General features: G+C 64.6%; 24 protein-coding genes. 12 read left to right on the top strand and 12 right to left on the bottom strand.

The window, feature by feature from the left end; all coding sequences use genetic code 11:
* Nucleotides 1-88: 88 nt before the first annotated feature.
* Together TQ38_RS19425 and TQ38_RS19420 are read right to left on the bottom strand one after the other, a co-directional pair.
* Nucleotides 89-697, bottom strand: a complete 609-nt coding sequence (locus TQ38_RS19425; RefSeq protein WP_043975783.1) for a TetR/AcrR family transcriptional regulator — start codon at nucleotides 695-697, stop codon at nucleotides 89-91.
* 1 nt (nucleotide 698) lies between these two features.
* Complete coding sequence (locus TQ38_RS19420; RefSeq protein ID WP_043975781.1) at nucleotides 699-1,838, bottom strand: sterol desaturase family protein; 1,140 nt, start codon at nucleotides 1,836-1,838, stop codon at nucleotides 699-701.
* 124 nt (nucleotides 1,839-1,962) lie between these two features.
* Between TQ38_RS19420 and TQ38_RS19415 the strand changes: the two genes are divergently transcribed.
* From TQ38_RS19415 to TQ38_RS19395, 5 genes are all read left to right on the top strand, one after another.
* Nucleotides 1,963-4,893, top strand: coding sequence for a DUF2339 domain-containing protein (locus TQ38_RS19415; protein WP_052505740.1), 2,931 nt, complete (start codon nucleotides 1,963-1,965; stop codon nucleotides 4,891-4,893).
* Between the two features lie 112 nt (nucleotides 4,894-5,005).
* Complete coding sequence (locus tag TQ38_RS19410; protein WP_043975779.1) at nucleotides 5,006-5,353, top strand: hypothetical protein; 348 nt, start codon at nucleotides 5,006-5,008, stop codon at nucleotides 5,351-5,353.
* Between the two features lie 48 nt (nucleotides 5,354-5,401).
* Nucleotides 5,402-5,821, top strand: a complete 420-nt coding sequence (locus TQ38_RS19405) for a lysozyme inhibitor LprI family protein (protein WP_240198150.1) — start codon at nucleotides 5,402-5,404, stop codon at nucleotides 5,819-5,821.
* Between the two features lie 33 nt (nucleotides 5,822-5,854).
* On the top strand, nucleotides 5,855-6,157 hold the full coding sequence (locus TQ38_RS19400) for a hypothetical protein (RefSeq protein WP_043975777.1): 303 nt from the start codon (nucleotides 5,855-5,857) through the stop codon (nucleotides 6,155-6,157).
* Nucleotides 6,158-6,341: 184 nt separating this feature from the next.
* Nucleotides 6,342-6,968 (top strand): glutathione S-transferase family protein, encoded by a 627-nt coding sequence (locus TQ38_RS19395; protein WP_043975775.1) that lies wholly within the window; start codon nucleotides 6,342-6,344, stop codon nucleotides 6,966-6,968.
* Between the two features lie 280 nt (nucleotides 6,969-7,248).
* Here the strand turns inward: TQ38_RS19395 and TQ38_RS30055 are convergent, their stop codons facing one another.
* The 10 genes from TQ38_RS30055 to TQ38_RS19350 all read right to left on the bottom strand — a co-directional run bounded on the left by TQ38_RS30055 (nucleotide 7,249) and on the right by TQ38_RS19350 (nucleotide 16,866).
* Complete coding sequence (locus TQ38_RS30055; protein WP_162792307.1) at nucleotides 7,249-7,386, bottom strand: hypothetical protein; 138 nt, start codon at nucleotides 7,384-7,386, stop codon at nucleotides 7,249-7,251.
* A 246-nt stretch (nucleotides 7,387-7,632) separates the two neighbouring features.
* On the bottom strand, nucleotides 7,633-7,920 hold the full coding sequence (locus TQ38_RS19390; protein WP_043975772.1) for a hypothetical protein: 288 nt from the start codon (nucleotides 7,918-7,920) through the stop codon (nucleotides 7,633-7,635).
* Nucleotides 7,921-7,950: 30 nt separating this feature from the next.
* Nucleotides 7,951-8,754 (bottom strand): SDR family oxidoreductase, encoded by an 804-nt coding sequence (locus TQ38_RS19385; protein WP_043975770.1) that lies wholly within the window; start codon nucleotides 8,752-8,754, stop codon nucleotides 7,951-7,953.
* A gap of 10 nt (nucleotides 8,755-8,764) precedes the next feature.
* On the bottom strand, nucleotides 8,765-9,964 hold the full coding sequence (locus tag TQ38_RS19380) for a zinc-dependent alcohol dehydrogenase (RefSeq protein WP_113942001.1): 1,200 nt from the start codon (nucleotides 9,962-9,964) through the stop codon (nucleotides 8,765-8,767).
* Nucleotides 9,964-10,539, bottom strand: a complete 576-nt coding sequence (locus TQ38_RS19375; protein WP_043975767.1) for an SRPBCC family protein — start codon at nucleotides 10,537-10,539, stop codon at nucleotides 9,964-9,966. Before TQ38_RS19375 ends, TQ38_RS19380 begins: the two co-directional genes overlap by 1 nt.
* 140 nt (nucleotides 10,540-10,679) lie before the next feature.
* On the bottom strand, nucleotides 10,680-13,799 hold the full coding sequence (locus TQ38_RS19370; protein WP_043975766.1) for a TRCF domain-containing protein: 3,120 nt from the start codon (nucleotides 13,797-13,799) through the stop codon (nucleotides 10,680-10,682).
* A gap of 336 nt (nucleotides 13,800-14,135) precedes the next feature.
* The gene (locus TQ38_RS19365; RefSeq protein ID WP_043975765.1) at nucleotides 14,136-14,432 is read right to left on the bottom strand and encodes a UvrB/UvrC motif-containing protein; all 297 of its coding nucleotides are present in this window, start codon (nucleotides 14,430-14,432) and stop codon (nucleotides 14,136-14,138) included.
* Entirely contained in the window at nucleotides 14,432-15,277 is an 846-nt protein-coding gene (locus tag TQ38_RS19360; protein WP_043975762.1) for an oxygenase MpaB family protein, read from the bottom strand. Before TQ38_RS19360 ends, TQ38_RS19365 begins: the two co-directional genes overlap by 1 nt.
* A 145-nt stretch (nucleotides 15,278-15,422) precedes the next feature.
* On the bottom strand, nucleotides 15,423-15,830 hold the full coding sequence (locus TQ38_RS19355; protein WP_370059823.1) for a hypothetical protein: 408 nt from the start codon (nucleotides 15,828-15,830) through the stop codon (nucleotides 15,423-15,425).
* Complete coding sequence (locus tag TQ38_RS19350) at nucleotides 15,817-16,866, bottom strand: AI-2E family transporter (protein ID WP_052505739.1); 1,050 nt, start codon at nucleotides 16,864-16,866, stop codon at nucleotides 15,817-15,819. Before TQ38_RS19350 ends, TQ38_RS19355 begins: the two co-directional genes overlap by 14 nt.
* A 657-nt stretch (nucleotides 16,867-17,523) precedes the next feature.
* Between TQ38_RS19350 and TQ38_RS19345 the strand changes: the two genes are divergently transcribed.
* From TQ38_RS19345 to TQ38_RS19315, 7 genes are all read left to right on the top strand, one after another.
* A complete protein-coding gene (locus TQ38_RS19345) occupies nucleotides 17,524-18,480 on the top strand; it encodes a MucR family transcriptional regulator (RefSeq protein ID WP_052505738.1) in 957 nt (318 codons plus the stop codon).
* Nucleotides 18,481-18,802: 322 nt separating this feature from the next.
* Nucleotides 18,803-19,729 carry a LysR family transcriptional regulator gene (locus tag TQ38_RS19340; RefSeq protein WP_043975759.1) on the top strand — a complete coding sequence of 309 codons (927 nt, stop codon included), beginning with the start codon at nucleotides 18,803-18,805 and terminating at the stop codon, nucleotides 19,727-19,729.
* A 99-nt stretch (nucleotides 19,730-19,828) separates the two neighbouring features.
* Nucleotides 19,829-21,064, top strand: a complete 1,236-nt coding sequence (locus TQ38_RS19335; protein ID WP_043975757.1) for an amidohydrolase family protein — start codon at nucleotides 19,829-19,831, stop codon at nucleotides 21,062-21,064.
* An 18-nt stretch (nucleotides 21,065-21,082) separates the two neighbouring features.
* Complete coding sequence (locus TQ38_RS19330) at nucleotides 21,083-22,606, top strand: bifunctional 3-(3-hydroxy-phenyl)propionate/3-hydroxycinnamic acid hydroxylase (protein WP_043975755.1); 1,524 nt, start codon at nucleotides 21,083-21,085, stop codon at nucleotides 22,604-22,606.
* On the top strand, nucleotides 22,603-23,049 hold the full coding sequence (locus TQ38_RS19325) for a heme-binding protein (RefSeq protein ID WP_043975753.1): 447 nt from the start codon (nucleotides 22,603-22,605) through the stop codon (nucleotides 23,047-23,049). The genes TQ38_RS19330 and TQ38_RS19325 overlap by 4 nt, the downstream gene beginning before the upstream one ends.
* The gene (locus tag TQ38_RS19320) at nucleotides 23,046-23,936 is read left to right on the top strand and encodes a VOC family protein (protein ID WP_043975751.1); all 891 of its coding nucleotides are present in this window, start codon (nucleotides 23,046-23,048) and stop codon (nucleotides 23,934-23,936) included. Before TQ38_RS19325 ends, TQ38_RS19320 begins: the two co-directional genes overlap by 4 nt.
* Before the next feature lie 88 nt (nucleotides 23,937-24,024).
* Nucleotides 24,025-24,858, top strand: a complete 834-nt coding sequence (locus TQ38_RS19315; protein WP_043975749.1) for a fumarylacetoacetate hydrolase family protein — start codon at nucleotides 24,025-24,027, stop codon at nucleotides 24,856-24,858.
* The last annotated feature ends 26 nt before the right edge of the window (nucleotides 24,859-24,884 follow it).

Below are 24,884 nucleotides of genomic sequence, written 5' to 3'. Positions count from 1 at the left end.
GGATTTCAACGGGAGCATGGCCAGAACGTGCCCTGACCTACCCTCGTGCGAAAATGGAACGTGGGAAGAGAGCTGACATGCCGCCCGCTCACGCGCCGCGTGCTGCGCAATTGGCCTGCAGAACTTCCATCACGCGGGCTACCGCCAGTTCCAGCGGCGCGACCTCGCCCATCAGCGCGAAGCTGCCGCCCAGCGCGAAGGCACAGTGGCCGTGGACCGTGGCGATCAGCGAACTGGTGAGGCGGGCAATCCGGTCGGGATCGTCTTCGGGCAGGAGCGAGCCCACCTCGCGCCGGATGATGTCGGTGAGGCGCACGCGTTCGGCGACCAGGCTTTCGGCCATCTCCAGCCCAGCAGGAACCCGGTGTTCGTAGATCGCGGCCCACAGGTTGACGTTGCTGGCCGCGAAATCGAAGTAGCCGCTGACCAGGACCACGATCCTCTCGCGGCCTTCCACTCCTTCTAGCCGCGCCTCGATCCACTGCGACCAAAGCGCGAAGGTGCGGCTGTTGATCGTCATGACCAGCAAGTCGACGTTGCCGAAGATGTGCATGATCGTGCCGACCGAATAGCCAACGCGCTTCGCGACTTCGCGCGCGGAAAAGCGGGCGTAGCCGCTTTCCGCCATCACTTCCTGACCGGTCGAGAGGATCAGTTCGCGCAGTTCGTCACGGCCGTGGTCGGATCGCCGCCCCACGTCACTTGGCCTGGCGGATGAAAGGATAGCGCAGCTGCGCGAAATAGCCTTGGGGAACGGCCTCGGGCACCCCGTAACCCTGCGGCCACTGGCCCTTGGGGAAATAGTGGGTCCCAAACAGACGGTCGAGCCAAGGGAAATGGATGGCGAAGTTCTTGTCGATCCCCTCGTCCTCCAGCGCGTGATGCCAGTGATGGAAACGCGGCACCACGAAGAACTGGCCCAGGCGGTCGAAATTGCCGCGCACGTTGGCATGGATCAGCGACGAGTAGACGTAGACGAGGCCGATGTAGGCCTGCATCACCGAGGGCAGGAAGCCGAACGTGAGCAGGGGCAGCGAAGTCACCCCGCGCAGGAGGACGATCTCGGCGAAGTGCATCCGCCCCCCGGCGAGCCAGTCCATCGAGCGGGCCGAATGATGCACGGCATGGAAGCCCCAAAGGAACGGGATCCGGTGGAACAGCCGGTGGAACCAGTATTGTGTAAGGTCGGTGAGGAACATTGCCGCGATGAACTGGACGATCCAGGGCAGCCCGCTCACCGTGGCACGTACACCCGACAGAGTCTCTCCATGGGCATTGAGATAGCTCGATGGCGCCAGGGCAAGAAAGGTGACGATCTGCACCAGCATCGAGCTGACGAGGAAGTAGAACAGGTCCTCGCTCCATTCAGGCCGGAACAGCCGCTGCTTGCCGCGATGGGGGGCGATGCGCTCCAGCGGCGCAAACATCAGGCCCGTGGCGATCAGGTTCACCGCGAAGAAGTCAGCGCCGAAGAAGATGCCCCAGTCGTGCATCTCACGCGGTTGCACCGACGCGCCTCCCAGCACCGTGCCGGCCAGTGCCACCAGCAAGGCGGTCATGCCTAGCGCCTTGCGCGGGCGTAGCAACAGGCTGAGCAGCGCCAGGGCGTAGGCGCCCAGCAGAGTGGCGTGAACGACGATGCGGAATACGGACGATGCCAGGACCGGCGCCAGTTCGGGAGTGGCCAGCCAGCCGGGCCAACGCAGAGCCGCGACGAAGCTCAGACCCGCAAAGGCCAGCAGCAAGGCGAAGAAGCCGGAAAACCAGCCGGTACCGAAGCCCCGCGCTTCGATCGGCGCTTCGAGATCGCGCACCAGTCGCTTGAGAATGGATGTCATGGGTCCTGCTCTCCTGTCGTGACGGAACCTATAGGCGTAAAATCGAACACTGTCGAATTTAATTGCACAGTGTTCGATTGTTCGATAGGCATAAAGCCTCGCAGCCACAACCGAAGGACGCGGCGTGACCGAAATCCTGCTTTTAGCGACGATTATTCTAGGTGCTCTGCTGCATGATACCCGCCGCCGGCTTGCCGGACTGGAGCGGGTGGTGGGGAAGGGCGCTTATGCGCTCGGGCCTGCGACTCAGCCCGAATCGGCGGTGTCCATTCGCGAGATTGCGGACCCGCAGACCTTTGCCCCGGCACCGGTCATCGAGCCTCTCGAACCGGAACCGTTGCCGCCCGAGCCTACCGCCGAAGTGGTCGCTACGGCATTCGACGCACAGCCGGATGTGCCGGACGTCGCGATCCGCGAAGATGCGCCCTTGACCGAAGAAGCGGCACGGTCGGGCGGCAAACCGGCAGCGTCGGGCTTCGGATTCGAGGACCTGTTCGGACGCAAGCTGCCGATCTGGGCCGGCGGGATCACGCTGATCGTCGCCGCCGTGCTGATGGTCAAATATTCGATCGATTCGGGCCTTCTCTCCCCCGTCGTTCGAGTGATGCTGGGCCTGGTGTTCGGCACGGGGCTTATCGCAGGCGCCGAACTAGTACGTCGAAGCGAGGACAGGGTGCGCGATCCGCGCGTGGCCCAGTCACTTGCCGGTGCCGGAGTCGGCGGGCTCTACGCTGCTGTGCTTGCCGCCGCCAATCTCTACGACCTCGTCGGACCCGGCGCGGCGTTCGCTGGACTTGCTGCCATCACCGGCTTGGCGATGGTTCTGGCGATGCGCTTCGGCGTGCCTTGCGCAGTGCTGGGACTGGTCGGCGGCCTGGCGACGCCGGCGGTGGTACAGTCCAGCGCGCCGAGCATTCCGCTGCTCGCCGGTTACCTCGCGATCGTAATCGGCAGCCTGACACTGCTCTCGCGCCGTCAGCGTTGGGTATGGCTGGGCATCGGTGCATTGGTAGGCGGGGCGGGCTGGAGCCTGGCCCTGATCGTGCTGGGCGGATTGGACAATGCCGCCACATTGTCGCTGGGACTGCTCATGCTGCTGCTGGGCCTCGGCCTGCCGGCGATGAGTTTCGACCGGCACGCCGTGCCCGTCCTGCACGTCGGCGCGGCGGTCGTCTCCGCCTTGCAGCTTGCGCTTCTGGTGGCGACAGGCGCGTTCGCGCCGCTGACCTGGGGACTTTACGGATTGCTGTCGCTGGCCTTCGTCTGGCTCGCAGGGCGCACGCCGATGCTGCGCAAGGTCGTTGCGGTGCCGGTGCTGACGGCGCTTGGCCTGGTCGCACTCTGGCCCTCGCCGGACATGGCGCTCTTCGCGGCCGTGATCGCTGGCATAGCGCTGATTTACGGCGGCTATGCCTTGCGCAACCTGTGGCGCGGCAGGGGCGGGCTGATGGAGGTCGGGTTGCTCGGCGCCGTTTCGCTGGCGGCGTATGCACTGTCTTTCGGCCAATTCTACACCGCCGCGCCGGGACAGGACCTGCGTTTTGCCTTGCTGGCGCTTCTCTTCGCAGGCCTGCCGGCGATCGGAGCGGCAATGGGCTGGCGACAGCCGACCCGCCGCGACGATGCGCGGTTCGCGCTGTTGGCCTCGAATTCGGGGCTGCTCGTTGTCCTCGCCGCGCTGGCCGGGCTGCCGGCGTGGCCGGTGCCGATCGCGATCGCCTTCGTCGCCGCCGCGCTTCTGGCGCTCGGGATCGTAGCCAAGGACGATCGACTGTCGCTGGGCGCGCTGGTCTTCCAGACCGGTGCGGTCCTCGCGCTGTACACCACCGACGCCGCCGCGACCGAGTTGGGCCGCTTCTTCGAGACGGCCGCCGTTCCCCACGTCGGACAGGCGGTGCTGCGCTGGGCGGCCGTCGCGCTGACCGGCGTAGCGTTCGCCTGGCATCATGCGGACAGGCGCCTGGCGCTCCCGCTGCAGCCCGCCGCGACCGTGCTCGGTTATGGCCTGGTCGCGCAGGTCTTGCCGGCGCAATGGTTAGCCATCGCCGCTGCCGCCGTGTTCGTGGTTCTGGCCGAGGCGACATGGCGCAGGCCTGCATTTCGTCTGGCCCCGACGCTGGTGACGCTTGCCGCCTTCATCGGTCTTTGGGCGCTGGAGCCCCTGGGCCGCTGGCTGTTTTCCGGGCTGATGTCGTTGTCCGGCGATCCGGTTTTCGCCATGAACCTTCCCGCACCTGGGATGACGGCGCAGCGCCTGCTGGTGCCCGCGCTCGCCTGCGCCCTGGCAATGTGGCGGACGGGCACCGACCTTCCCAACGTCGTGCGCAAGGGCGGAACGGCCCTGATCGGCGGCCTGATGCTGGTCGGCGTTCACATCTTCTACAAGCACCTGTTGCTGATCGGCGACCCGGCGAGCTTCGTGCGGATCGGGCTTGCCGAGCGGACGCTGTGGGAACTCGCCCTCATCGGCGCAGGTGTCGCGGTCTGGCGGGTCCTGCGCGTCCGCGACGTCGCCTTGGCCCTCATCGGCGCGGGCGTTGCGCACAACCTGCTCTATACGGTGCTTCTCCACGATCCGCTATGGGACGCGCAGGCGGTCGGGCCATGGCCAATAGCAAACCTGCTGCTTCCCGCCTTCGGCATCGCTTTTGCGGCGCCGTCGCTGCTCGCCTGGATCGCGCCCGAGGCAGCCGCGCGGGTAAAGCGCCCGGCGGACCTGCTACGTATGGGCCTGATCCTGCTGTTCGCCTTCGCTACGCTGCGGCAGCTGTTTTGTGGCAACCTGCTGACCGTCACCGACATCGGTGAGGTCGAGAATATCTGCCGGTCGGTCCTCGGCATTGCGCTCGCGCTCGGGTTCCTGCTGTGGGGCATTCGCAGCGGCCTGCGCGATTGGCGCATAGCATCGCTGGTGCTGATCCTGCTCGCGGTGGTGAAGGTGTTCCTGTTCGACGCGTCTGGTCTGGAGGGCCTGCTGCGCATCGCCTCCTTCCTGGCCCTGGGTTTCAGCCTGATCGGCATCGGCTGGCTCTACAGTCGTAACCTGAAGGGGTGACGGCTTTCCCTCGGCGCGGGGCACCGCGTCGAGGCGATGCCAGCACCAGTCTCATGGAACACCTCGGCCAAGCCGCACGTTGCGATCAGCATAAATCTGGAGAGTAAATTCGATGAAGCAGAACCCGAGTCTCCTCATGCTTATCGGGATCCTTCTGCTCGGCCTCGGAGCGTTGATAAGTCTTGCTAGCGGTTCGCCCAAAGCGGATCCCGGCCAGACCATGCTGTGCCAGGAACGGATGAAGGGGCAGGGTAACGAGATGCTGGGCCGCTGCGACGAAGCCGCGTTTGCGGCAGCGATGACGGCGACCGACGCCAACCGTGCTGCAGCGTCCATCAGCGCCAGCAATAACCAGGAAATCGGCGGCAATGCCCTGGCTATGTTCCTCTTCGGCATCGGCCTTGTAGTGACCCTGGCCGGCGTTCTCGGCTGGCGCAAACAGGCCCGGCATGGCGTCTGACGTGATGAGCGTCGCTACCCCCTTCTGTCGCTCGAAACGACTTTTGCGGTGATACGTCCTTGTGTCATCATTCTGCTGGCGATTTCGACGGCGGCCACTGCTTCACCAGCCAGCGAGGATCGCACCGAAGCGGTGTTGCAGCGCTGTCTCGATGCTCCCGCAGCCGCAAGCACCGCTGGGCAGACCGAGTGCGAGGTGGCGGCGGCCCGCGACTACGACCGAAGAATGAACGCGGCCTACAACCAGTTGCTACAGAGACTGGGCCCGCCTGAAGCCGCCCGGCTGCGATCGGCGCAGCGGGCATGGCTCGCTTTTCGAACCGCCGACGAGGCGGCGCGAGCGGCTTTGTATGAGACGCGGCAAGGAACGATGTACGTGCCGATGCAGGCGGCTGCCTCCGCTGCGGTCATCCGGGACCGGGCGCTTCAGCTCGAAACATCTCTTCGTGTCATGATGATCGATGAGTGAAGCACCCAGCTATGCCGGGCCTGGCACTGGCCAATGATGACAAGCACCCTGGCAACCGTGCTTGGCACTGCAGCTATTCTACTGCTTCAGGCGATCGTCATTGGCGGATCGATCTACATCGCCCTCCGCTTCGCCAAACGGCGTTCAGCGGGCGGGATGCAGAAACTGATTCGCACCGGCACGGATGGCGGCAAGGTGATCCCGGTCATCGCCGCGTTCGCAGGCGTCAAAGGCCTACCTTCGTGGTTCGCGATCTTGTCCAACAATGCCAATCCATCGCTGGTCATTTTCGCATCGGGCATCAAGTGCCGGATGATCCGAAAGCATGAGCGCTAGTTCGATCAAAACGCGCAGATCGAGGTCAGGACCGCTTGGAAGACAGTGAACATCGAGATGCAGTTTCACGGCGAACTGCTGACATTTGCCGTAAACGTCGGCACAAACGACGCAGCGGGAGCGGCCTTGGCCCTGTACGGTTCGCTTTAGTCGCTCCTCAGCCGCAGAAGGGACGGGCCAGCGCATGATTACCGTATGGGGCGGACAGACCTCGCGATCCATGCGGGTTGTTTGGGTGTTGGAAGAGATGGGCTTGTCCTACCGCGTGCGGCAGGTGGACATGCTGGCCGCCGAGCAGGATCCCGAGTTCTTGGCGATTAACCCTGCCGACTACATTCCGGCGATTCAGGATGGCGACGTTGTCATGGTCGAGTCGATCGCGATCATGGAGTATCTGATGGCTCGTTACGGGCCGACACCGTTAGCGCCCGCGCCGCACGATCCGAACTTTCCCGCCTACCAGCAGTTTCTGCATCTGGGAGAAGCCGGCCTCGCGACCCTGATGATGCCCGTCGTCGTTAGCCGCTTCGTCGCCCCCGAAACCGAGCGGGAAAATTGGGGCGCGACCTGGTGTCTGAAGTCGTTCCAAAAGCGGCTGCAGTTGGTCAGCCAACGGCTTTCTCGCGCCCCCTTTCTGGCGGGCGATACTTTCACTGCTGCGGACATCTCGGTGACCTACGCTCTAAACTTGGGCCAACGAAACTGCGGCATTACCTTGGGTGACGCCGAACAAGCTTATCTCGCCCGCACCACAGGCCGCGACGCGTATAAGCGTGCCGTTGAGCGCTCGCACAAAGGGGGGAACACCTAAACATTCTCCTGCGCCAGATATTGAGGCAAGGGAAGTCATGATCAGGAGGTCGGGCGACAATAATCGAATATCAGACGGTCGGAACCTGAGGCGCGAGCATTGGTCGCTGAGCATTCGACCAGGGCCGGCATAACCCCGGACGCCTTGGGTTAAGACAAAGGGATAACGAGCGGCGGACGCGGATTGCGGCCAGACAAAACGGGCCGTCCGGAGCTGGGAATAAGAAATCGGCAGCTGAGTGCCGCAAAGGGTGGAAAAAGTCGCTCCCGGCGCCCCGTGATCACGTTCGAATATTGTCGCCATAAATTCGTGCAGGGCGCAATACGCCGTTTCCCGCTGCATCCACTGCACCAAGATCGCTGCCGGTGCTCAATACAAAGTCAATGATCTCGCGCCGGTCGAACAAGGCACGCGTCATGGTGGCGATTCGTCTGGCGGCATTACGCAGGTTGAGATCCGCTCCAGCGGAGAGCAGGATCCTCGCGATGGCCGGGTAGGTGACGCGGCACCTGTCAGCGGGCTGCCATTCGCTTTTGTACGGGTCTGATCGACGCCGCGATCGAGCCGCAGAGCGGCGGCGATCTCGGGTCTGTGACATGCCGCAAGGACCAGTCAACACATGCGCATCGTTCTTTGGAAGTGGTCCAGACCCGCAAGGTTGCAGTCAGCTGGCGCCGATTTCGTCGAACACTTGTGCGACGATGGCGGCGCGGGCGTCGTCGTTGACGTCTACCGAGACCGAGATCGGATCGGACAGCGGCGCGTCGCCTCGTTCGGCTTCCAGATGAGTGGCGGTGTCGCCGCCGCTGCGCTTTTCGCCTGCACTGTTTTCATCGCCGGCCGATGATACGAACACGTCGGTCCTCTCGAAGCCGTGTTCCTGTACCAATCGTTCCACCGCAAGCTCGGCGTCGCGGCGGGTATTGAACGTGCGCTCTATGGTGGCAGTCATGGTTCTCTCCTTTGGCTGCGAATGTGTTGTTTATCGGTGATCGGCGTCGTTGCTCCCGGCCGAACCGGGCTCGGCCATCTTGCGATGCTGTTCGGCGAGGACCGCGGCGGGCATGACGTGCGCCGCCGCTGCCTGGATCTTGTTCTTCCAGCCCGAGACGATGTGCGCATCGCCGTTCATCAATGCCTTCCACCCGTCACGGGCGACGTCGGCGGGATCGCTCTTGCTCCGGGAAGCACCGACGCTGGTGTCGAGCATGTCGGCCCGGTCGAAGAATTCGGTCTCGACCGGACCCGGCATCAGTGTCGTTACGGCGACGCCCTTCGCGTCCTTGATCTCATTGCGCAGCGCGTCGGCGAAGCTGTCCACGAAAGCCTTCGTGCCGTTATAGACGGCCTGGAAGCTGCCGGGGATGAACCCGGCGATCGAGCCGGTTATAAGCACCTTGCCGTCATCACGCGCTACCATGCTCTTGAGCACGCGCTGCAGCAGATAGAGTGTGCCGGTGATGTTGGTGTCCACCACCCGGCGCCAGTCAGCCACATCCTGGTCGAGGAAACCATGCCCCAGACCCCGGCCGGCATTGGCACACAGGAGATCGATGTGGCGGCCGGCGGCAGCGGCCAAAACGGCGTCGACGCCCTCGATCGTCGACAGGTCCGCCTGAACGGCGTCCACCGACACCCCATGGAGGCGGAAGTCCCGTGCGGCTGCCTCGACCAGCTCTTCGTCGGCCACGACCAGCAGGTCGTAGCCGTTTTCAGCCGCGATGCTCGCCAGTTCGAAGCCGATGCCGGTGGAGGCGCCGGTAACAATCGCAAATTTATCAGCCATCTGTCTGCTCCTATTCGGCCGCTACGGCGGTGTCTGTGAAGCCGGGCTTGAGCACGACCTTGGTCACTTCGTTCTGGTTGTCGTGGAACATCTTGTAGCCCTTGGGGGCGTCCTCCAGGCTCATGCGGTGCGAGATCAGGAAGGTGGTATCGATCTTGCCTTCGACGATCGCGCTGAGCAGACCCGGCATGTAGTGCTGGACGCTGGTCTGGCCGGTCTTGAGCGTAAGCCCTTTTTCCATGAACGCACCGAGCGGGAACTTGTCGACGATGCCGCCATAGACCGCAGGCATCGAGATGCGCCCGCCCTTGCGGCAGGCGACGATCGCCTGGCGGATCGAGTGGATGCGATCGGTGCCAAGGAACGTCGAGGCCTTGATCTGGTCGACTACGTTGTCGACGAAGAAGCCGTGCGCCTCCAGCCCCACCGCGTCGATCACCGCATCCGGGCCGATCCCGCCGGTCATTTCCATCAGTGCCTCGTAGGTCTTCGATTCTTCGAAGTTGATCGTCTCCGCCCCGAACTTGCGCGCCAGTTCCAATCGCCGCGGAAAGTGGTCGATGGCGATTACCCGCGCCGCGCCCATCAGGAAGGCCGATTGCACCGCGAAAAGCCCGACCGGGCCGCAGCCCCAGACGGCGACGGTGTCGCCGGGCTCGATGTCGGCGTTTTCTGCGGCCTGCCAGCCGGTCGGCAGGATGTCCGACAGGAACAGCACCTCATCGTCGTCCAGCCCGTCGGGCACGACGATGGGGCCGACATCGGAGAAGGGCACGCGCACGTATTCGGCCTGGCCGCCTGCATAGCCGCCGGTCAGGTGGCTGTACCCGAACAAGCCCGACATCGGCTGGCCGTAAAGCTCCATGCCGATGTCCTGGTTGTCGGCCGGGTTGCCGTTGTCGCACGCGGAATACTGGTGCTTGCCGCAATGATAGCAACTGCCGCAGGCGATGGTGAAAGGAACCACCACTCGCTGGCCCTTCACCAGCGTCGAACCCGGCCCCGTCTCGACGACTTCGCCCATGAATTCATGGCCGAGAATGTCGCCGGCCTTCATTGTCGGGATGTACCCGTCGTAAAGGTGAAGGTCCGATCCGCAGATCGCGGTGGAGGTGATCTTGATGATCGCATCGCGCGGGTTGAGGATCTCGGGATCGTCGACGGTATCGACGCGGACGTCATGCTTGCCGTGCCAGGTCAGTGCGCGCATCAGGCGATCTCCTCTTGAAGCTGCGCGCGGGTGCGCGACGAGGTGGCGACTTCGCCGGTTTCCATGAGTTGCTTGAAACGCCGCAGGTCTCGGCGCGCCTGAATTGCGGGCTCGCGCTGGAACATCTTGGCGATGAGCTTGCCGACCACGCCTGCGGGCGGGTCGTAAACGATCGTGGCGGTGACGATCGTACCGCGATCGCCTGCATCGCGAAATTCGATCCGGCCGCTGTTGGGAACATCCGCCCCTTCCGCCGAAGCCCAGGCGATCAGTTCGCCGTCCCGGTCATCGGTCAGGTCTGCATCCCATTCCACCAGCTTGCCGCCCGGTGCCTTGACGACCCAGTGCGAACGCGTGGGCGAAAGGATGTCCACCCGCTCGACGTTGTCCATGAACGTGGGCAGCCGGGTAAAGTCGCGCCAGTATGCGTAGAGTTCGGCGCGAGGACGGTTGATCGTGACGGTGCGCCCGATCAGGGTGTCGCCGCGCATGTGCCCGAGCGCCTGCATCGCGGCATCCCGTGTGGCCCCGGATTTCGAAGTGGTGGGCGGCGCGTCGTCATTCGGGGTTGCCATGCCTGCTCTCCATCTGTTGGGATATACAGCCGATCCGCTGGACACGGCCGCTTCACAATTGGAACGAGCGCCAGGCACATAAAGACCCCGGAAGACCGTAAGATAGTCTCGTCGGGGGAACGGCCTGGCGCAATGCGACGTCAGGGCGCCAGCGCGTCCAGCAGACTTTCGACACGCGCGATGCGATCGTCCGTGGCTGGACGCGGCTGGGAAAGGATCCAGCGCCCTTTCTTTTCGACAAAACCTGCCGCCGCGGCCTCGATCGTGCATTCGCGGTGCGGAGTGATGGCTATCGCTGCGGGCCCGGCGTCGATGCGCGCGATCCGCAGGGCCCGGGCGGCAAGGCGAATACGCGCATGGGCGATAAGTCCGCTCACTTCGGCGGGCAGGGGGCCGAAACGATCCAGCAGCTCATCCTCGAAGGCATCGAGGCCGGCTTCATCCTCGATGCGCGCCAGCCGGACGTAAAGCGACAGCCGCAGGTCGGGTTCGGGAATCCAGCTTTCGGGAAGCGCGCCCGTGACGCCGAGATTGAGTTCGGGGCTCCACCGCTCTACGGCTTCACCGCGCGCGGCCCGCAGCGCGGCGCCCAGCAGGTGCTGGTACAGATCGACGCCGATGAGCTTCATGTGCCCGGCCTGATCGTCGCCAAGCAGGTCGCCGGCACCGCGCATGTCGAGGTCCCGGGCACTGATCGCGAAGCCCGCGCCCAGTCGGTCGAACGTGGCGAGCGTGCGCAGCCGCTTGAGCGTGTGCGCACCGATAGCGTCCTCGCTTTCGATCAGCAGGATGACTTGCCCTCGCCGGTTGCCGCGCCCCACCCGGCCGCGCAACTGGTGCAATTGCGCCAGCCCGAAGCGATCGGCGCGCCAGACGATCATTGTGTTCGCGCGGGGAACGTCGAGACCGGCTTCGATGATGTTGGTCGCCAGCAGAATATCGCCGCGGCCTTCACCGAAGCCGACCATGACATCGTCGATTTCGGCCGGCGACATCTTGCCGTGCGCTTCGACCAGCATCAGATCGGGCGCGGCGCGGCGGATTTTTTCGGCGACGGTCGCCATGTCCTCGATACGTGGAACGACGACGAAGCTCTGACCGCCGCGCGCCTTCTCGCGGGCCAGCGCGGTGCGAAGAGGCGCATCGTCGTAGCGGTTGATGCTGGTGCGGATGGGTTGGCGGCGCGCGGGAGGGGTGGCGATGACCGACATCTTCTGCAGCCCGACCAGCGCCGCCTGCAGGGTGCGCGGGATCGGCGTGGCGCTCAGGCTGACGATATGGACAGTGCCCAGGCCGCGCAGGCGCGCCTTGTCGGCGGCGCCGAAGCGCTGCTCCTCGTCGATCACCACAAGTCCCGGCCGAGCATAGTCGACGCCCTTGGCCATGACGGCGCCGGTGCCTACGACGATGTCGATGGAGCCATCGGCGAGACCGGACTTCGTAGCTTTCTTTTCTGCAGCGGTGCTCAGGCGGGAAAGCCCGGTGACGGTGATCGTCGTGTCCGCAAAGCGGCGGCGAAATGTTTCCAGATGCTGCCTCACGAGCACGGTGGTCGGCGCGGCGACGATGACCTGGAAGCCGGCCAGCGCGGCCAGCGCTGCGGCGCGCAGTGCGACTTCGGTCTTGCCATAGCCGACGTCGCCGATGACCAGCCGGTCCATCGGCCGGCCGCTCGCCAGATCGTCCCGCACGGCCGAGATCGCCCGGGACTGATCGGCTGTCTCGTTGAACGGGAAGCCGTCTGCGAAGCGCTCGTAGGCGGCGGGGTCGGGTGCCATGACGGGCGCGGTCAGCGTCTCGCGATCCCGCGCCAGTTGGGTCAGGGCCTTTGCGCTCTGTTCGATCGCGGCGTTGATCGACGCGCGGCGTTTGTGCCAGGACGAACCATCGAGCTTGTCGAGCGTCACCACGTCGCTGTCGGCGCCGTAGCGCCAGATGCGATCTGCCTCGTCTATTGGGACAAGGCGCCGCGCGCCGTCCGCATATTCGAGCACGATCCTGTCGATGCAAGTCCGCTCGTCCGCCGTGCTGCCGGCCGCCGACGTCTCAAGCCCCAGCACGCGCGCGACGCCGTGGTCCTCGTGAACAACCAGGTCGCCGCTGCGGATTTTGACATCGGTTTGCCAAGGATTGGCTGTCACCACATTCCCGCCGCCGATCAAGGCGCGGCTGCCCATCAGGTCGGCCGCAGTCACAAGGATGACATTCGCGTCGACATAACCGGCGTCGACAGGTGCCATCAGGCTGGCTCCGCCGCCGACGGGTATTTCCTTCACCTGCGACCATGCGCCGAGTTCGGGAAGGTCCAGCGACAACCGCCGGGAAACCTTGCTGCGCAGGAAGCGAAGGTCGCGCGCGCTGCCGGCCAGCACTAATGCGCGCCCTTCCGCGAGCAACGGTTGCACAAAGCGCGCCATGGCGGAAAGCGGCGCGCGTTCGTTGGCGAAACGCGGCACGGGCATGAAATCCGCGTCGAACGGCGGCGCTGTCCAATCCTTGCAGGCCTTCTGCCAGGCGCCGTCCTCTACCGCGTCCAGCCGATGGGGCGCATCGCCAGCCGCGTCGCGCGCAAGCTGGATGAAGCGGCGGCGACGATGATCGGCCTTTTGAGAGGCCGCGAGTATGCCCGGCGCGAGATGCGCCAGGATAGAGGTTGCCTTGCCAATGGGCGGTTCGGCAGCGCGCCCGATCTCCAGATGCTCCAATTCATCGATCGTGAGCTGCGTTATCGGATCGTACGATCGGATTGCGGCAATCTTTCCAGCCGCCAGTTCGATGCGCGCCGGGCCGCCGGCATCGGCTGGATAGATGTCGATGACCTCGCCGCGCACTGCCATTTCGCCGGGCTCGTCGACGCGGTCATCAGCAAAATACCCGAGGTCTGCAAGTTGTATCGCGAAAGATTGCATGTCGGCTTTGTCGCCGGGGCGCAGCGTGGGCGGTGCGCTGTCGAATGCGCCGGGCTCGGGATAGCGGCGCGCGGCGGCTTCGCCGCTCAGGATGCAGGCGACGGGCGCGGCCCCGGCAAGTCGAAGCGCGCGCAGGGCGGACGCGCGCCGTCCCGCATTTGCTGGCGTCGCCGGAGCGGTTTCGCCGGGAAGCGCATCGCTGGAAGGCACGTGGACGACCTGGCCCTGCGGTGCCAGCGCCCTGACCGCCTCCGCCAACGCTTCGGCTTCCTGCTCGTCGTCGGCCAGGAATGCGACGGTTCCGTCGTTCAGGGCTTCGGCGATACGCGCCGCAGTGAAGGCCAGTTTCACGCTACCCCTCCGAGGCAGTCGCGCCGGTCGTTTGTAGAAGGAACGATCGTCCATTCCCGCGCTTCACGCCACGTTGCTAGGTCAGTCAGGGTTCGGTCCTTGCCTAAGAAGGATAACCGTGCGGGTGGATGCGCCGGCCATCATAGCTTCACAACGCACAGGACAGGCAAAGGAGCTAGGTCGCGCCCGCTAAATCGCATTGATCTGTGTTATGGCCGGCATGGCATCGTTGCGGCGTTACGCGGTGAGGGGGTGAGGTGAGGCAGTCCGTCAAACCCCCTTCGCGCGTTCCCGCAAGAACGACGGGCCGTGTGATTTGCGCGGGACTGTGCGAGATCAGTTCGGTTCCTTGCGACCGCGCTTGCGCCCGGTCGTCATCAGATCCGGCTTTTTTGGCGGTTTCCATCCCGGAGGCGGCGTTACCTGCTGCCGGCTTGTCCCCAGGCCCATCGCCCCCGGTTTCTGGCGGACGAGGCCGGAGGGATCGATGTCGCTTTCAGGAGCGTCGCCGGGAAGCCCGCGCAAGATACTGATCCGGTCGCGCAGCTGCGCAGCCTTCTCGAATTCTCCCTGCGCGGCTGCGGCGTGCATCGCACGGAGGAGTTCCTCCAGCTGTGCCTCGCCGCGTTCCATCACCGGAAGGCCCAGCGCAGCGCCTGCGCGACGCCGAGCGTCCCCGCGCGGACCAAGGGCGTGCCGAGCGGCGAGGGCGACAGGCCATGCATGGCGCGGGCCCAGCGAGGCAAAAGGTCGACGCCGGCCCTGGCCGCAAGCCGGCCCGGCACCGCAGCGAGACGATTCGATGCCGGCGGGCGCAGGATCAGGCCGGCGACTTCGGCCGTTCGCGCATCCGCCCTTAGCGAAGGCCGCATCGCGGCGATCAGCCGCTCCGCTTCGCCGCGTGTGCGCGGCAAGGGCTCCGCTCCAAGCGCACCGCCGATAGGTGCCATTTCAGCGAAGTATCGGTCCTGATCCGTGCGCGACATCCATGGCTCGCCGTAGCGCATCCAGGCGTTGAGAAAGCTGGTGGTTTCGGTGACATGTACCCATGCCAGCAGCATCGGGTCGTTCGCGTCGTATGGGGTGCCGTCAGGCATCCGGCCCTTGACACCATCATGAACGGACCGGACCCGCTCGATCACCGCCTCGGCCTCTGCCTTGTCGGCATAAGTGGTTGCGGCGATGAAGCGGGCGGTGCGCCGCAGCCGGCCGTGCATGTCAGCGCGGAAGTTCGAATGGTCCCATACCCCGGCCAGAACGCCGGGATGAAGCATCTGCATCAGGAGACTGGCGATCCCGCCCGCCATCATCGAGGCGACATCGCCGTGGACCCGCCACGCGACCGACGTGGGCGCCAGAAGCGCGTTCCGGCTCCTGACCACCGGCGTCTCGCCCCGGCTGCGGTCGTTGAACAGGGCAACGACCTGCCGGCGGATGGCCTGTTTCATGGGATTGGAGGTTGCACCGCGAGCGCTCATGGAGGTTAAACGTGCCAAGCTCGTAATCGCTCCTGGGAATGGGCGGGCGCGGCGACTGACGGCCAAAGCCTTTCGAACCGCTTTGCGACTTTGGCGTTCGTTGCCGGGGTGGACACACAGAGAGCGCGTCCAAGGGCCAATCAAATCAGTCGCTACCGGTTACGGACGCCAACCATTCTCCATAAGGCGTATTTCTCGCCATATGCCGATTCAAGTCGGGTGCACCGTCATCCCACCAGACAGGCCCCCGTTCGCCGAGGGCGTGCTTGGCCTTGTCCACCGCTTGATGGGCCTCATCTTCGCCTTTATGATCGCTGGCCCGCTTTGCTACACCGACCGCGCGCCGCGCGGTCATCAGCTCATCGACCAGCCTCTCTCGCTCCACGTCCGAAAGCGATGGGTCGGACATCCGCCATAGCCGGCCGCGCACCACGAAATATCGTCCGTCAGGCGTCACCGGGAAACCGCTCCCTACTGTTTTTGGCCCGGCCATCCGATCCTCGACGATCAACGGTGCATTGTAGCGAACATGTTGTTCTTCATATCTCGACATCCTTGCCAAGCAGCGTCTTCACATAAATCCGTTTGACCATGACAAAAACGGCGATCGTCAATGGTGCCGCAAGCAGAACGCCAAGCGCTCCGAACAGTGTTCCTGCCGCGACGACGGTGAAGAGCAGCACAGCCGGCGGCACATCCACTGCCTGTTTCTGGATCATCGGCTGCAGGAAATTGCCCTGCAACTGCTGGATCACGACAAACAGGAGGACCGTCCACAGCGCGGTCGCCGGGGATTGGGTGAACGCAAGCAGGACTGCCGGTACACCCGAAATGACCGGCCCGATCATCGGGATGACGTCGAGCAGTCCGGCGATCACGCCCAGCCCGCCCGCAGACGGCACGCCCAGTAGCGCAAGACCGGTCGACGTCAGCGTGGCAACCACGACCGAGGATATCGCCTGTCCCTTCATCCAGCCATTCAGGCCGCGGCCGGTATCCTTCAGACCGGCCTCTGCAGGCGGCACCGCACTGTCGGGCAGCAAAAGAAGAAAGCCCCGGCGATACACGCCGGGATCGGCGGCAAGGAAGATCGCCGCGAAGATGACGAGCACAAGGTTGGTCACGCCGTTGCCGATCGCGAGCATGTACGTGCCGATCTTGGAAACAGCGCCAGAGAGGCTGTCCTTGCCTTGCTCCAATATGCCGTTGGCCGCACTTCCCATGCCCATCCGTTCAAGGAAAGCCTGGAGCCGTTCCACGCCATTGGGGAGGCTTTGGCGTATCATATCGAACTGGCTGGTCAGCTGGGCACCGAAAAGCACAAGAGCGCCGATAAAAGTCCCGAGCAATAGGATAACGGCGATCCCCAGCGCCCATGCGCGGCCGATCGAGAGCATGGAGCAGATGGCGCGTGCTATCGCGTCGAACACCACCGCCAGGACGACGGAGGCGAAAACGAGCATGAGAAAGCTGGCAAGCCGCACGAGCAGAAGGCCGACGCCCAGAATAGCGATTACCATCACGGCGGCGACCGCGATCCGGCTAAGCGTCCAGTAAGGCTGTTCTGTACGGGGGGGGGTAAATTCCACTCGGCATTCCTTTTACCAACTGTGCGGCCACGATCGGCGCCAGTGCCTGCTGGCGCGGTCGCCGACACTCGGCATGACAATAGGCCGGCGTGCCGTTTCTGGCCATCGAGCCATTGTCGTTCCAATTTGATAGCGTGGCTTACTTGTCGCCGACAACCGCGCCCGCAGTGCCGCCCACGATGGCACCATGCGAACAATCACCCAGCGCCGAGCCCGCGATGAGGATCGGGGCCAGTCCGGTTGCCGTTTTGATAGTCATGAATTTCATTCCTGTTGCTGTGACGGCTTGAGCGAGCGACCCGGTATAAAGTTCCAAAAAAATGGCGTAAAATTATACGCTTGCTATTGCGAAGGTGGAAACATTCGCCTGGACCTACTGACACAGCGTTTGTGCTCGCGGCAGCCGCGAGACGAAATTTTTGGTTGTACTTCCGGCACGGGTATCGCTGCGTATCGGCCCAACATTCGGCATCAGGCGGAATCGAACCGACAATGCTCAGGGGCTATTCAGTATGGCGTAATCCCCGCCGGCTAAATTGCATGCGGCGCAGAACAAATACTTTGCTCTTGAATTACCTTTGGAATCCGTAGAATTGCCAAGGGGTCCAATTGGGCGAGTCCGAACCACTCACACTCACGCGCAAAAGGCTGGGAAGAATGTCCGAGAACGAAAATCCATCTGACGTCGCTGCTCTGACGGTACAATTGCTTAGCGCGTACCTCGCCAACAATACGGTCCCGTCTGCGGACCTCGCAGGTCTGATCCAGTCAACCAAAGCGGCTTTGACGCAGGACGCAGTTCTGTCCGAACCTGAAGCAGAGACGCCGACGTTCACCGCTGCTGTTTCTGCACGCAAAAGCCTGGCTTCACCCGATCACATCATCAGTCTTATCGATGGCAAGCCTTACAAGACCCTCAAGCGTCACTTGGCGACCCATGGTCTGACCCCGGAAACTTATCGCGAGCGATATGGCTTGCCCGCCAGCTATCCCATGGTCGCGCCGGCTTTCGCGGCGATGCGCCGTGCGATCGCGGAGAAAATAGGGCTCGGTACCAAGAAGACGGCTAAAGCAGCGGCGCCTGCAGATGCAGTCGCAGCGTCGGAAGATGCCGGAGACGGTCAGGCAGCAACGCCCATCGTCCCGAAGGCAAAGAAGCCGGCTGCGAAAACATCGGCAGTGAGTGCAGCCAAGGCGCCTGCGCGCAAGGCGAAGACCACCGCGAAATCCTCGCCCGCCGCCGATACGGCAACGGACCAGGCTCCGGAGATCGCTCCGAGCGAAGGTAAATCTCAGGCCGTCGCTGTAACTGCCGAAACCCCCGCTGCAGCGCCGAAGCCTGCGAAGGTCGCGGCCGGAGACGCAAAGCTCAAGAAGCCGCCGACGAAGCGGATGGCGCGGTCCCCCAAGACTGCCGCAAAGTCTGCTGACGGCAACACGGAGGCGGAGACGGCCGCCGCCGCACCTTCGGACGCCCCGCTTGCGGAACAGCCGAAGCGGCGCGGCAAGCTGGGTCTGTTCGGAAAAGACGCGGTTGAAGCAAACGCGCCGGCTACCGGTTCCGCTGACGGTGCAAAGACCCGTTGGAAGCGGCCCGGCGCAAAAGCCAAGTAAGCAGAACGCCGGCCACCCGGGCGCGTTATGCGTCCGGGTGGCAAGCTGTCCCAGCACAATGATCGCGCCGGACCGCCGCGCATGGCGGCACCGCGTGCCTGTTTAACCTGACCTGCGTTTCCGTTCGCCAAAGTAGCATTGCCGCAGCCGCCACTGGATAGTCCCCTCGGTATGCTAGGCTGAATGGCCAAGCGGGTTGCCTCGGCGTTCGGCGGCAATTACCTGCTCACTCGCAGCAAATGTGATTTTGCAAGGACGAGCGCGACACTGTCATGGCGTCGCATCGATCCGGCAAGACGGCATCGCGGGTGAGGAGGGCTTGATGGTGGACGGACCAAAGGAATTGCGCCGGCTCCCGGCTATCGATCCGCGGGCTCTGCTGACCTTCCGTGCGGTCTGCGATACCGGCTCGATCAGTGCGGCGGCACGGGCACTCAACCTGTCGCAGCCTTCGGTCTCGAACACTATCGCACTGCTGGAACGCAGGCTGGGGGCGATCCTGTTCGAGCGGCGGCGCGGCGGCATCGCCCTTACCCGAGAAGGCGAACTGCTGCAGCGCCGGGCCGAGGCACTGGCAACATTACTTTCCGATGCCACCAGCGAGGTCGAACTCGCCCGTCACCACATCGCCGGTCCGCTGCGCATCGGCGGGACGCCGGGCGCGCTGCTGACCTTGCTGCCCGGCGCGATCATGCGGGTAGAGGAAGCCGTCGGCGACTTTGCACTCAGCGCGGTTGAGCGGCCGGACGAGCAATTGCTCGACATGCTGCGCAAGGGCGAGATCGAACTGGCCTTCGTGACCACCCAGATCGAAAGCGTGCCGGTCGACATGGTCGAAGTGACCTGCGCGCGCGATCCCTTTGCCCTGATCGCGGGGCAGCACCACGCGGACCTGCCCGATCACGTTTCGCTGCGCGACGTGGAAAGTTATCCCTGGGTGCTGCCGGAGGCGCGGGGCGCGTTTCGCCGGCAGGTCGACGCCCTGTTCATCGCTGCCGGGGTTTCCATCCCGCGCACCGCGATTCGCTGCGATTCCCTGCTGACGACGCGGGCCATCGTTCGCGATACCGACCGGGTGACCTTGCTGCCGCGCACCGTTGCACTGGACGGGGTTTCCGACAATTCGATCAGGGCGATTTCGATCGAGGAAGCCGTATTCGAACGCAGCGTAGGGGTCCTGCGCCTTGCTGACCGGCCGCTTACCCCGCTTTCCTCCGCCATGTTGGCGGCGCTTGCCTGCAATCCATAGTTAAATCCTATGGCAAATAGAAATATCATTATTTTACTTGAAATGAAGTAATGCGCTAGATCGCACTCAAGCCGGATAACAAGGGCGGGAGAGAGAGCGATGCGGACCCTTATCCGTGATGTAAGCATCTTTGATGGCACAGGCTCCACGCCGCAGGTCGGCAGCGTGCTTGTCGACGGTGAGCGGATCGTCCGCGTGGCGATGGGTATTGGAGCATTGGCGGACGAGGCGGGGGATACTGTGATCGAAGGCCCCGGCCTGACGCTGATGCCCGGCATGGTGGATGCACATGCCCACCTTACCTGGGCGTCTTCGGTCGAGAAGGTGTACCACCAGTTCATCCTCCCGCATGACGAACTCAAGGTTGCCGCCTGGCGCAATGCGCGGGTGCTGCTCGACCATGGTTTCACCAGCATCTATTCGGCCGGGGCGCTGGGCGACCTGATCGAGCCGGAGCTGGCCGCCGCGATCGACGCAGGCAAGACACCGGGGCCGCGCATGGTGCCCTCCACCCTGGAACGCAGCCCGGAAGGCGGCGAGGGCGTGGAGACGGGCGACGTGTTCAACGGCAGGGGCCCTGATGCGATGCGGGCTTTCGTCGCCTACTGCAAGGACGAGGGCGTTCGTTCGATCAAGCTGGTGATCTCGGGCGAGGATGCCTTGAAGCCGGGCTCGGCGATGGACGTGCTCTATACCCGTGAGGAACTGGCCGCTGCCGGAGAGGCCGCGCGCGAAGCGGGACTGTGGATTGCCAGCCATGCTTATTCGCCCGAGGCGATCGGCCTTGCGCTCGATGCCGGGGCGCGCATCTTGTATCACTGCTCCTTCGCCGATGGCGCTGCGGTAGAGCGCATGGCGGCGGAAAAGGACAAGTTCTTCTACGCCCCCGGCCCCGGCGTTTCGATCGCCGCAATCGAAGCCAAACCGCCGCCGCATATCGACATGTCGCATATGAAGGCGAGTGCTGCCGAGCGCATGAAGCTGGAAGGGACCCTGGTGCCCGAACTCAAGCGGCGCGGCGTGCGTGTCCTGGTCGGCGGCGACTATGGCTTTCCGTTCAATCCTCATGGCAGCAATGCCCGCGATCTTGAACATTTCGTCACCTACTTCGATTTCACCCCGGCCGAGGCGCTGCGCGCAGCGACGATGCACGGCGGCGAACTGATGGGTCTTGAAGTGGGACTGGTGAAGGAAGGCTACCTTGCCGATCTGCTGCTGGTCGACGGAGACCCGACCACGGACGTCGCGATCCTGCAGGACAAGGATCGCCTTAAGATGATCATGAAAGGCGGCGCGCTCCACAAGGCGCCTGCCGAGACTGAAGCCACGAACTGAACCACAAGGTCTGAATTCATGTCGTACGACGTTGTAGTCGTAGGCTGCGGCCCTGTGGGCGCGCTGGCTGCGAACCTTCTTGGCCTGAAAGGCCTTGCCGTGCTGGTCCTTGAACGGGAACAGGAACACTATCCCCTGCCGCGCGCGGTCCACCTTGACCATGAGATGATGCGCCTGTTCCAGTCGGCCGATGTCATAACCCGTGTCGAGGGTGACATGATCGCCACTGACGGGCACCTGCACGTCGGCGCCGACCACGGCGTGATCCGTTACATGGGCACGGTCGGCAAGCCGCGTCCGTTCGGCTGGGCCAACGATTACTTCTTCTACCAGCCCGAACTCGAAGCACACCTGCGTGCAGGTTTCGCGAACATGGCCAATGTCGAACTGAAGCTGGGCGCGGCATTCACAGGTTTGGTTCAGGACGGGGCAGGCGTCACCGTCGACTACGTCGAAGGCGGCGTACCGCACAGTGTCACGGCGCGCTGGGTGATCGCCTGCGACGGTGCGCGCAGCACGGTGCGCAAGGCTATCGACGTCACTCTCGACGATCTCGGCTTCGAGGAGCCCTGGCTGGTTGTCGATGCGGCGGTCGAGGGCCCGGTCAGCTTCCCGCCGATCGCGGGCGTGCCAGAAGGTGCGGACTTGCAGCGTCTTTCGGTCATGATGTGCGATCCGGTGCGCCCCGCCACGGTGGTGCCGGGGCGCCGCGATCATCGCCGCTGGGAGTTCATGCTGCTGCCGGGCGAAGACGATCAGGCGATGACGATGCCGGATAAGGTGGCCGAACTGGTCGGCGCATGGATGTCCGACGTATCGCATGAGATCGTTCGGGCCGCGACGTATCGCTTCCACGGCCTCGTCGCCAACAAGTGGCAGGTCGGGAATGTCTTTCTGGCCGGCGATGCCGCGCACCAGACGCCGCCGTTCTTTGGGCAAGGGATGTGCCATGGTCTGCGCGATGTCGCCAATCTGGCGTGGAAGATGGACGCGGTGGCCAACCACGGCGCCGATCCGGCCATCCTCTCGACCTACCAGCCCGAGCGCGATCCGCATGTGCGGGCGGTGGTCGGTGCGGCGGTGGCGGCGGGGCGCTACATCTGCGAACTCGACGCCGCCGCCGCCGCCGCGCGCGACGAACGCATCCGCGAGGAAGCTCGCGCCCGCGCCGGAGAGACCGCACATGACCTGATACCGGCGATCGGACAGGGCATCGTGCTGGCCGAAACCCCCGGCGCAGGCCAGCGCTTCATCCAGCCGGTATTGAGCGACGGGCGCAAGCTTGACGATTTCACCGGCGGCGGGTGGCGGCTGTTCGTGCGCGGCGATACCGTGCCCGGCACCGCGCCGGACGTGGCCCGGATCACCGCGAGCAGCCTTGCCGACAGCGGCGCGATCACCGCATGGCTGGATGAACGCAGCGTCGATGCCGTGCTGGTCCGCCCCGACCATTACGTCTTCGGCACCGCCGCACACAGCGCCGAAGACCTGCTCGCGGCCCGCGTGCGCCAGCTTACCAACCCTCAGGAACAACCGGCATGACCGTTACCATCGCCCCCTTAACGCTGGCGCAGGCCCAGGCTATCGTCACCGGCACGCTTGCCGAGGCACGCGGCCGCAACGCCAGGCCACTGGCGGTCGTGGTGCTTGATGCGGGCGCCCATCCGGTCGCCTTCGCGCGTGAGGACGGAGCGAGCCTCTACCGCTTCGACATCGCACGGGCCAAGGCCGAGGGCGCGGTGGGCATGGACGCCGACACTGCGATCCTGGCTGAGCGGGCCAAGGGCAACCCGGTGTTCTTCCAGAGCGTAAGCGCCGCTGTCGGCGGGCGCATCGCTTTCTCGGCGGGCGGCGTGGTGATCCGCGATGCGGGCGGTGCGCTGCTTGGCGCCGTGGGCGTCAGCGGCGATACCGGCGAATGCGACGCCGAATGTGCGCTTTCGGGCATCCGGCTGGCGGGTCTTGGCAGGGGGGCAGGCGCATGAAGCTGCGCAGCATCGAACTGGCATTGCCCGATCCGGCCGCCGCTGCCGCCTTCATGACGGATGTGTGGGGCATGGCGCCTGCGCAAGTCGAAGGCACCACACAGTACCTGCGCGGCTCCGGGCCATTCCCCTACCTCATCGCTTTCGAGCAGTCGGAGCAGGAGTTCGTCCGCTCGGCGACCTTCGCCTGCTCGTCCGAGGAGATGGAGGGCATCGCAGGCCGCACCGCCGCTGCCGGATGGCCCCACCGCGCCGTCGTCAGCGAAGATCCGGGCGGCGGGCATGGCCTGCTGGTCGAACTGCCCGAAGGCGAGATTCTGCGCTTCCTCGTCGATACCGTCGAGGTCGAGCCGATCGCCGGGGACGACCTGCCGGTCAAGCTCACCCATGTCGTGTTCAATTCCGCCGATGCCGAAGCCTCGGGCTACGCGGTGGAGGAAGTGCTGGGCTTTCGCGTTTCGGACCGGACCAAGGGCATGGTTTTCGTGCGCTGCAACGACAGCCATCATTCCACCGCCTTTGCGCGGGCAGGGATCAGTTCGCTCAACCACATCGCCTTCGAGATGGCGGATATCGACGCGGTGATGCGCGGCGTAGGACGGCTGCGCGATCATGCCCTTGCGCCGGCCTGGGGACCGGGCCGTCATGGCCCCGGCGCCAATGTCTATGCCTATTACATCGCCCCCTTCGGCCCGGTGATCGAGTTTTCGACCGCCGTGGAAAAAGTGCCGGAAGATTACCGGGCAGGCACGCCGGAAGACTGGACCTGGCCGCCCAACCGGATCGACCAGTGGGGTATCTCGGACAAGGATTTCGCGGGCCTGCGCAGCGCGGAGGAGCGTTTCCGCTTCTGGCGCGACTGGCAGGCCGGCACGCTTGAAAATTGACCGCCGCAGCCTGGTCCTGGCCGCGGCCTGCCTCGTCATCGGCGGGGCGGTACACGCAGGGGACCGGCAGGGCAGGGGAGTAAGACGAATGAACAAGTACATCAGCTTTGAACGTCCTGACGGAACTTCCAGCTTCGGCCGCCTCGACGGAGAAACGGTGCATGATTTGGGCGCGCCGGGCGGGGATGCCTGGATCAGGGATGCGCTGGCCGCCGGCCTAGCCGCGCTGCCCGTCACCGGCCGGTTCGCCCGCGCTGCGGTGAAGCCGCTGCCGGTGGTGCCCAACCCCGAGAAGATCCTGTGCGTTGGCCTCAACTACGCTACCCACGTTGCCGAAACCGGTCGCGAGCAGAAGGACCATCCCGCGATCTTCACACGCTGGGCCGACAGTCTGATCGCCGATGGCGAGCCGCTTGTCCGCCCGCCTGAAAGCGTGCGCTTCGATTACGAGGGCGAACTTGCCGTAATCATCGGCAAGGGCGGCCGCCGCATCGCGCCCGAGGACGCCTGGAACCATGTCGCCGGCTACGCCCCGTTCAACGATGGTTCGGTGCGGGATTGGCAGCGCCACAACATCCAGTTCACGCCGGGCAAGACCTGGCCCGGCACCGGCGGTTTCGGCCCGGCGATGGTCATCTCGGCAGACGTCGCGGACCTTGCCTCGCAGCGGGTGCAGACCCGCGTCAACGGCGAAGTGGTGCAGGATCAGCCGGTCTCCGACATGATCTGGGATATCCCCACGGTCATCGCCTACTGCTCCACCTTCACCGAACTGAAGCCCGGCGATGTCATCGCAACCGGCACCCCCGGCGGCGTCGGCGACAAGCGCAAGCCGCCGCTCTACCTCAAGGCGGGAGACACCGTCGAAGTGTCGATCGGCGTGATCGGTACTTTGTCCAATCCCGTCGTCGACGAAAGCTGACGCAGACCAACAATCAAAACAAATTC

The sequence above is a fragment of the Novosphingobium sp. P6W genome, assembly GCF_000876675.2.
Classification (GTDB): Bacteria; Pseudomonadota; Alphaproteobacteria; order Sphingomonadales; family Sphingomonadaceae; genus Novosphingobium.
Note: the sequence above shows the minus strand (reverse complement) of the source record. Positions and strands in the feature narration are given on the sequence as shown.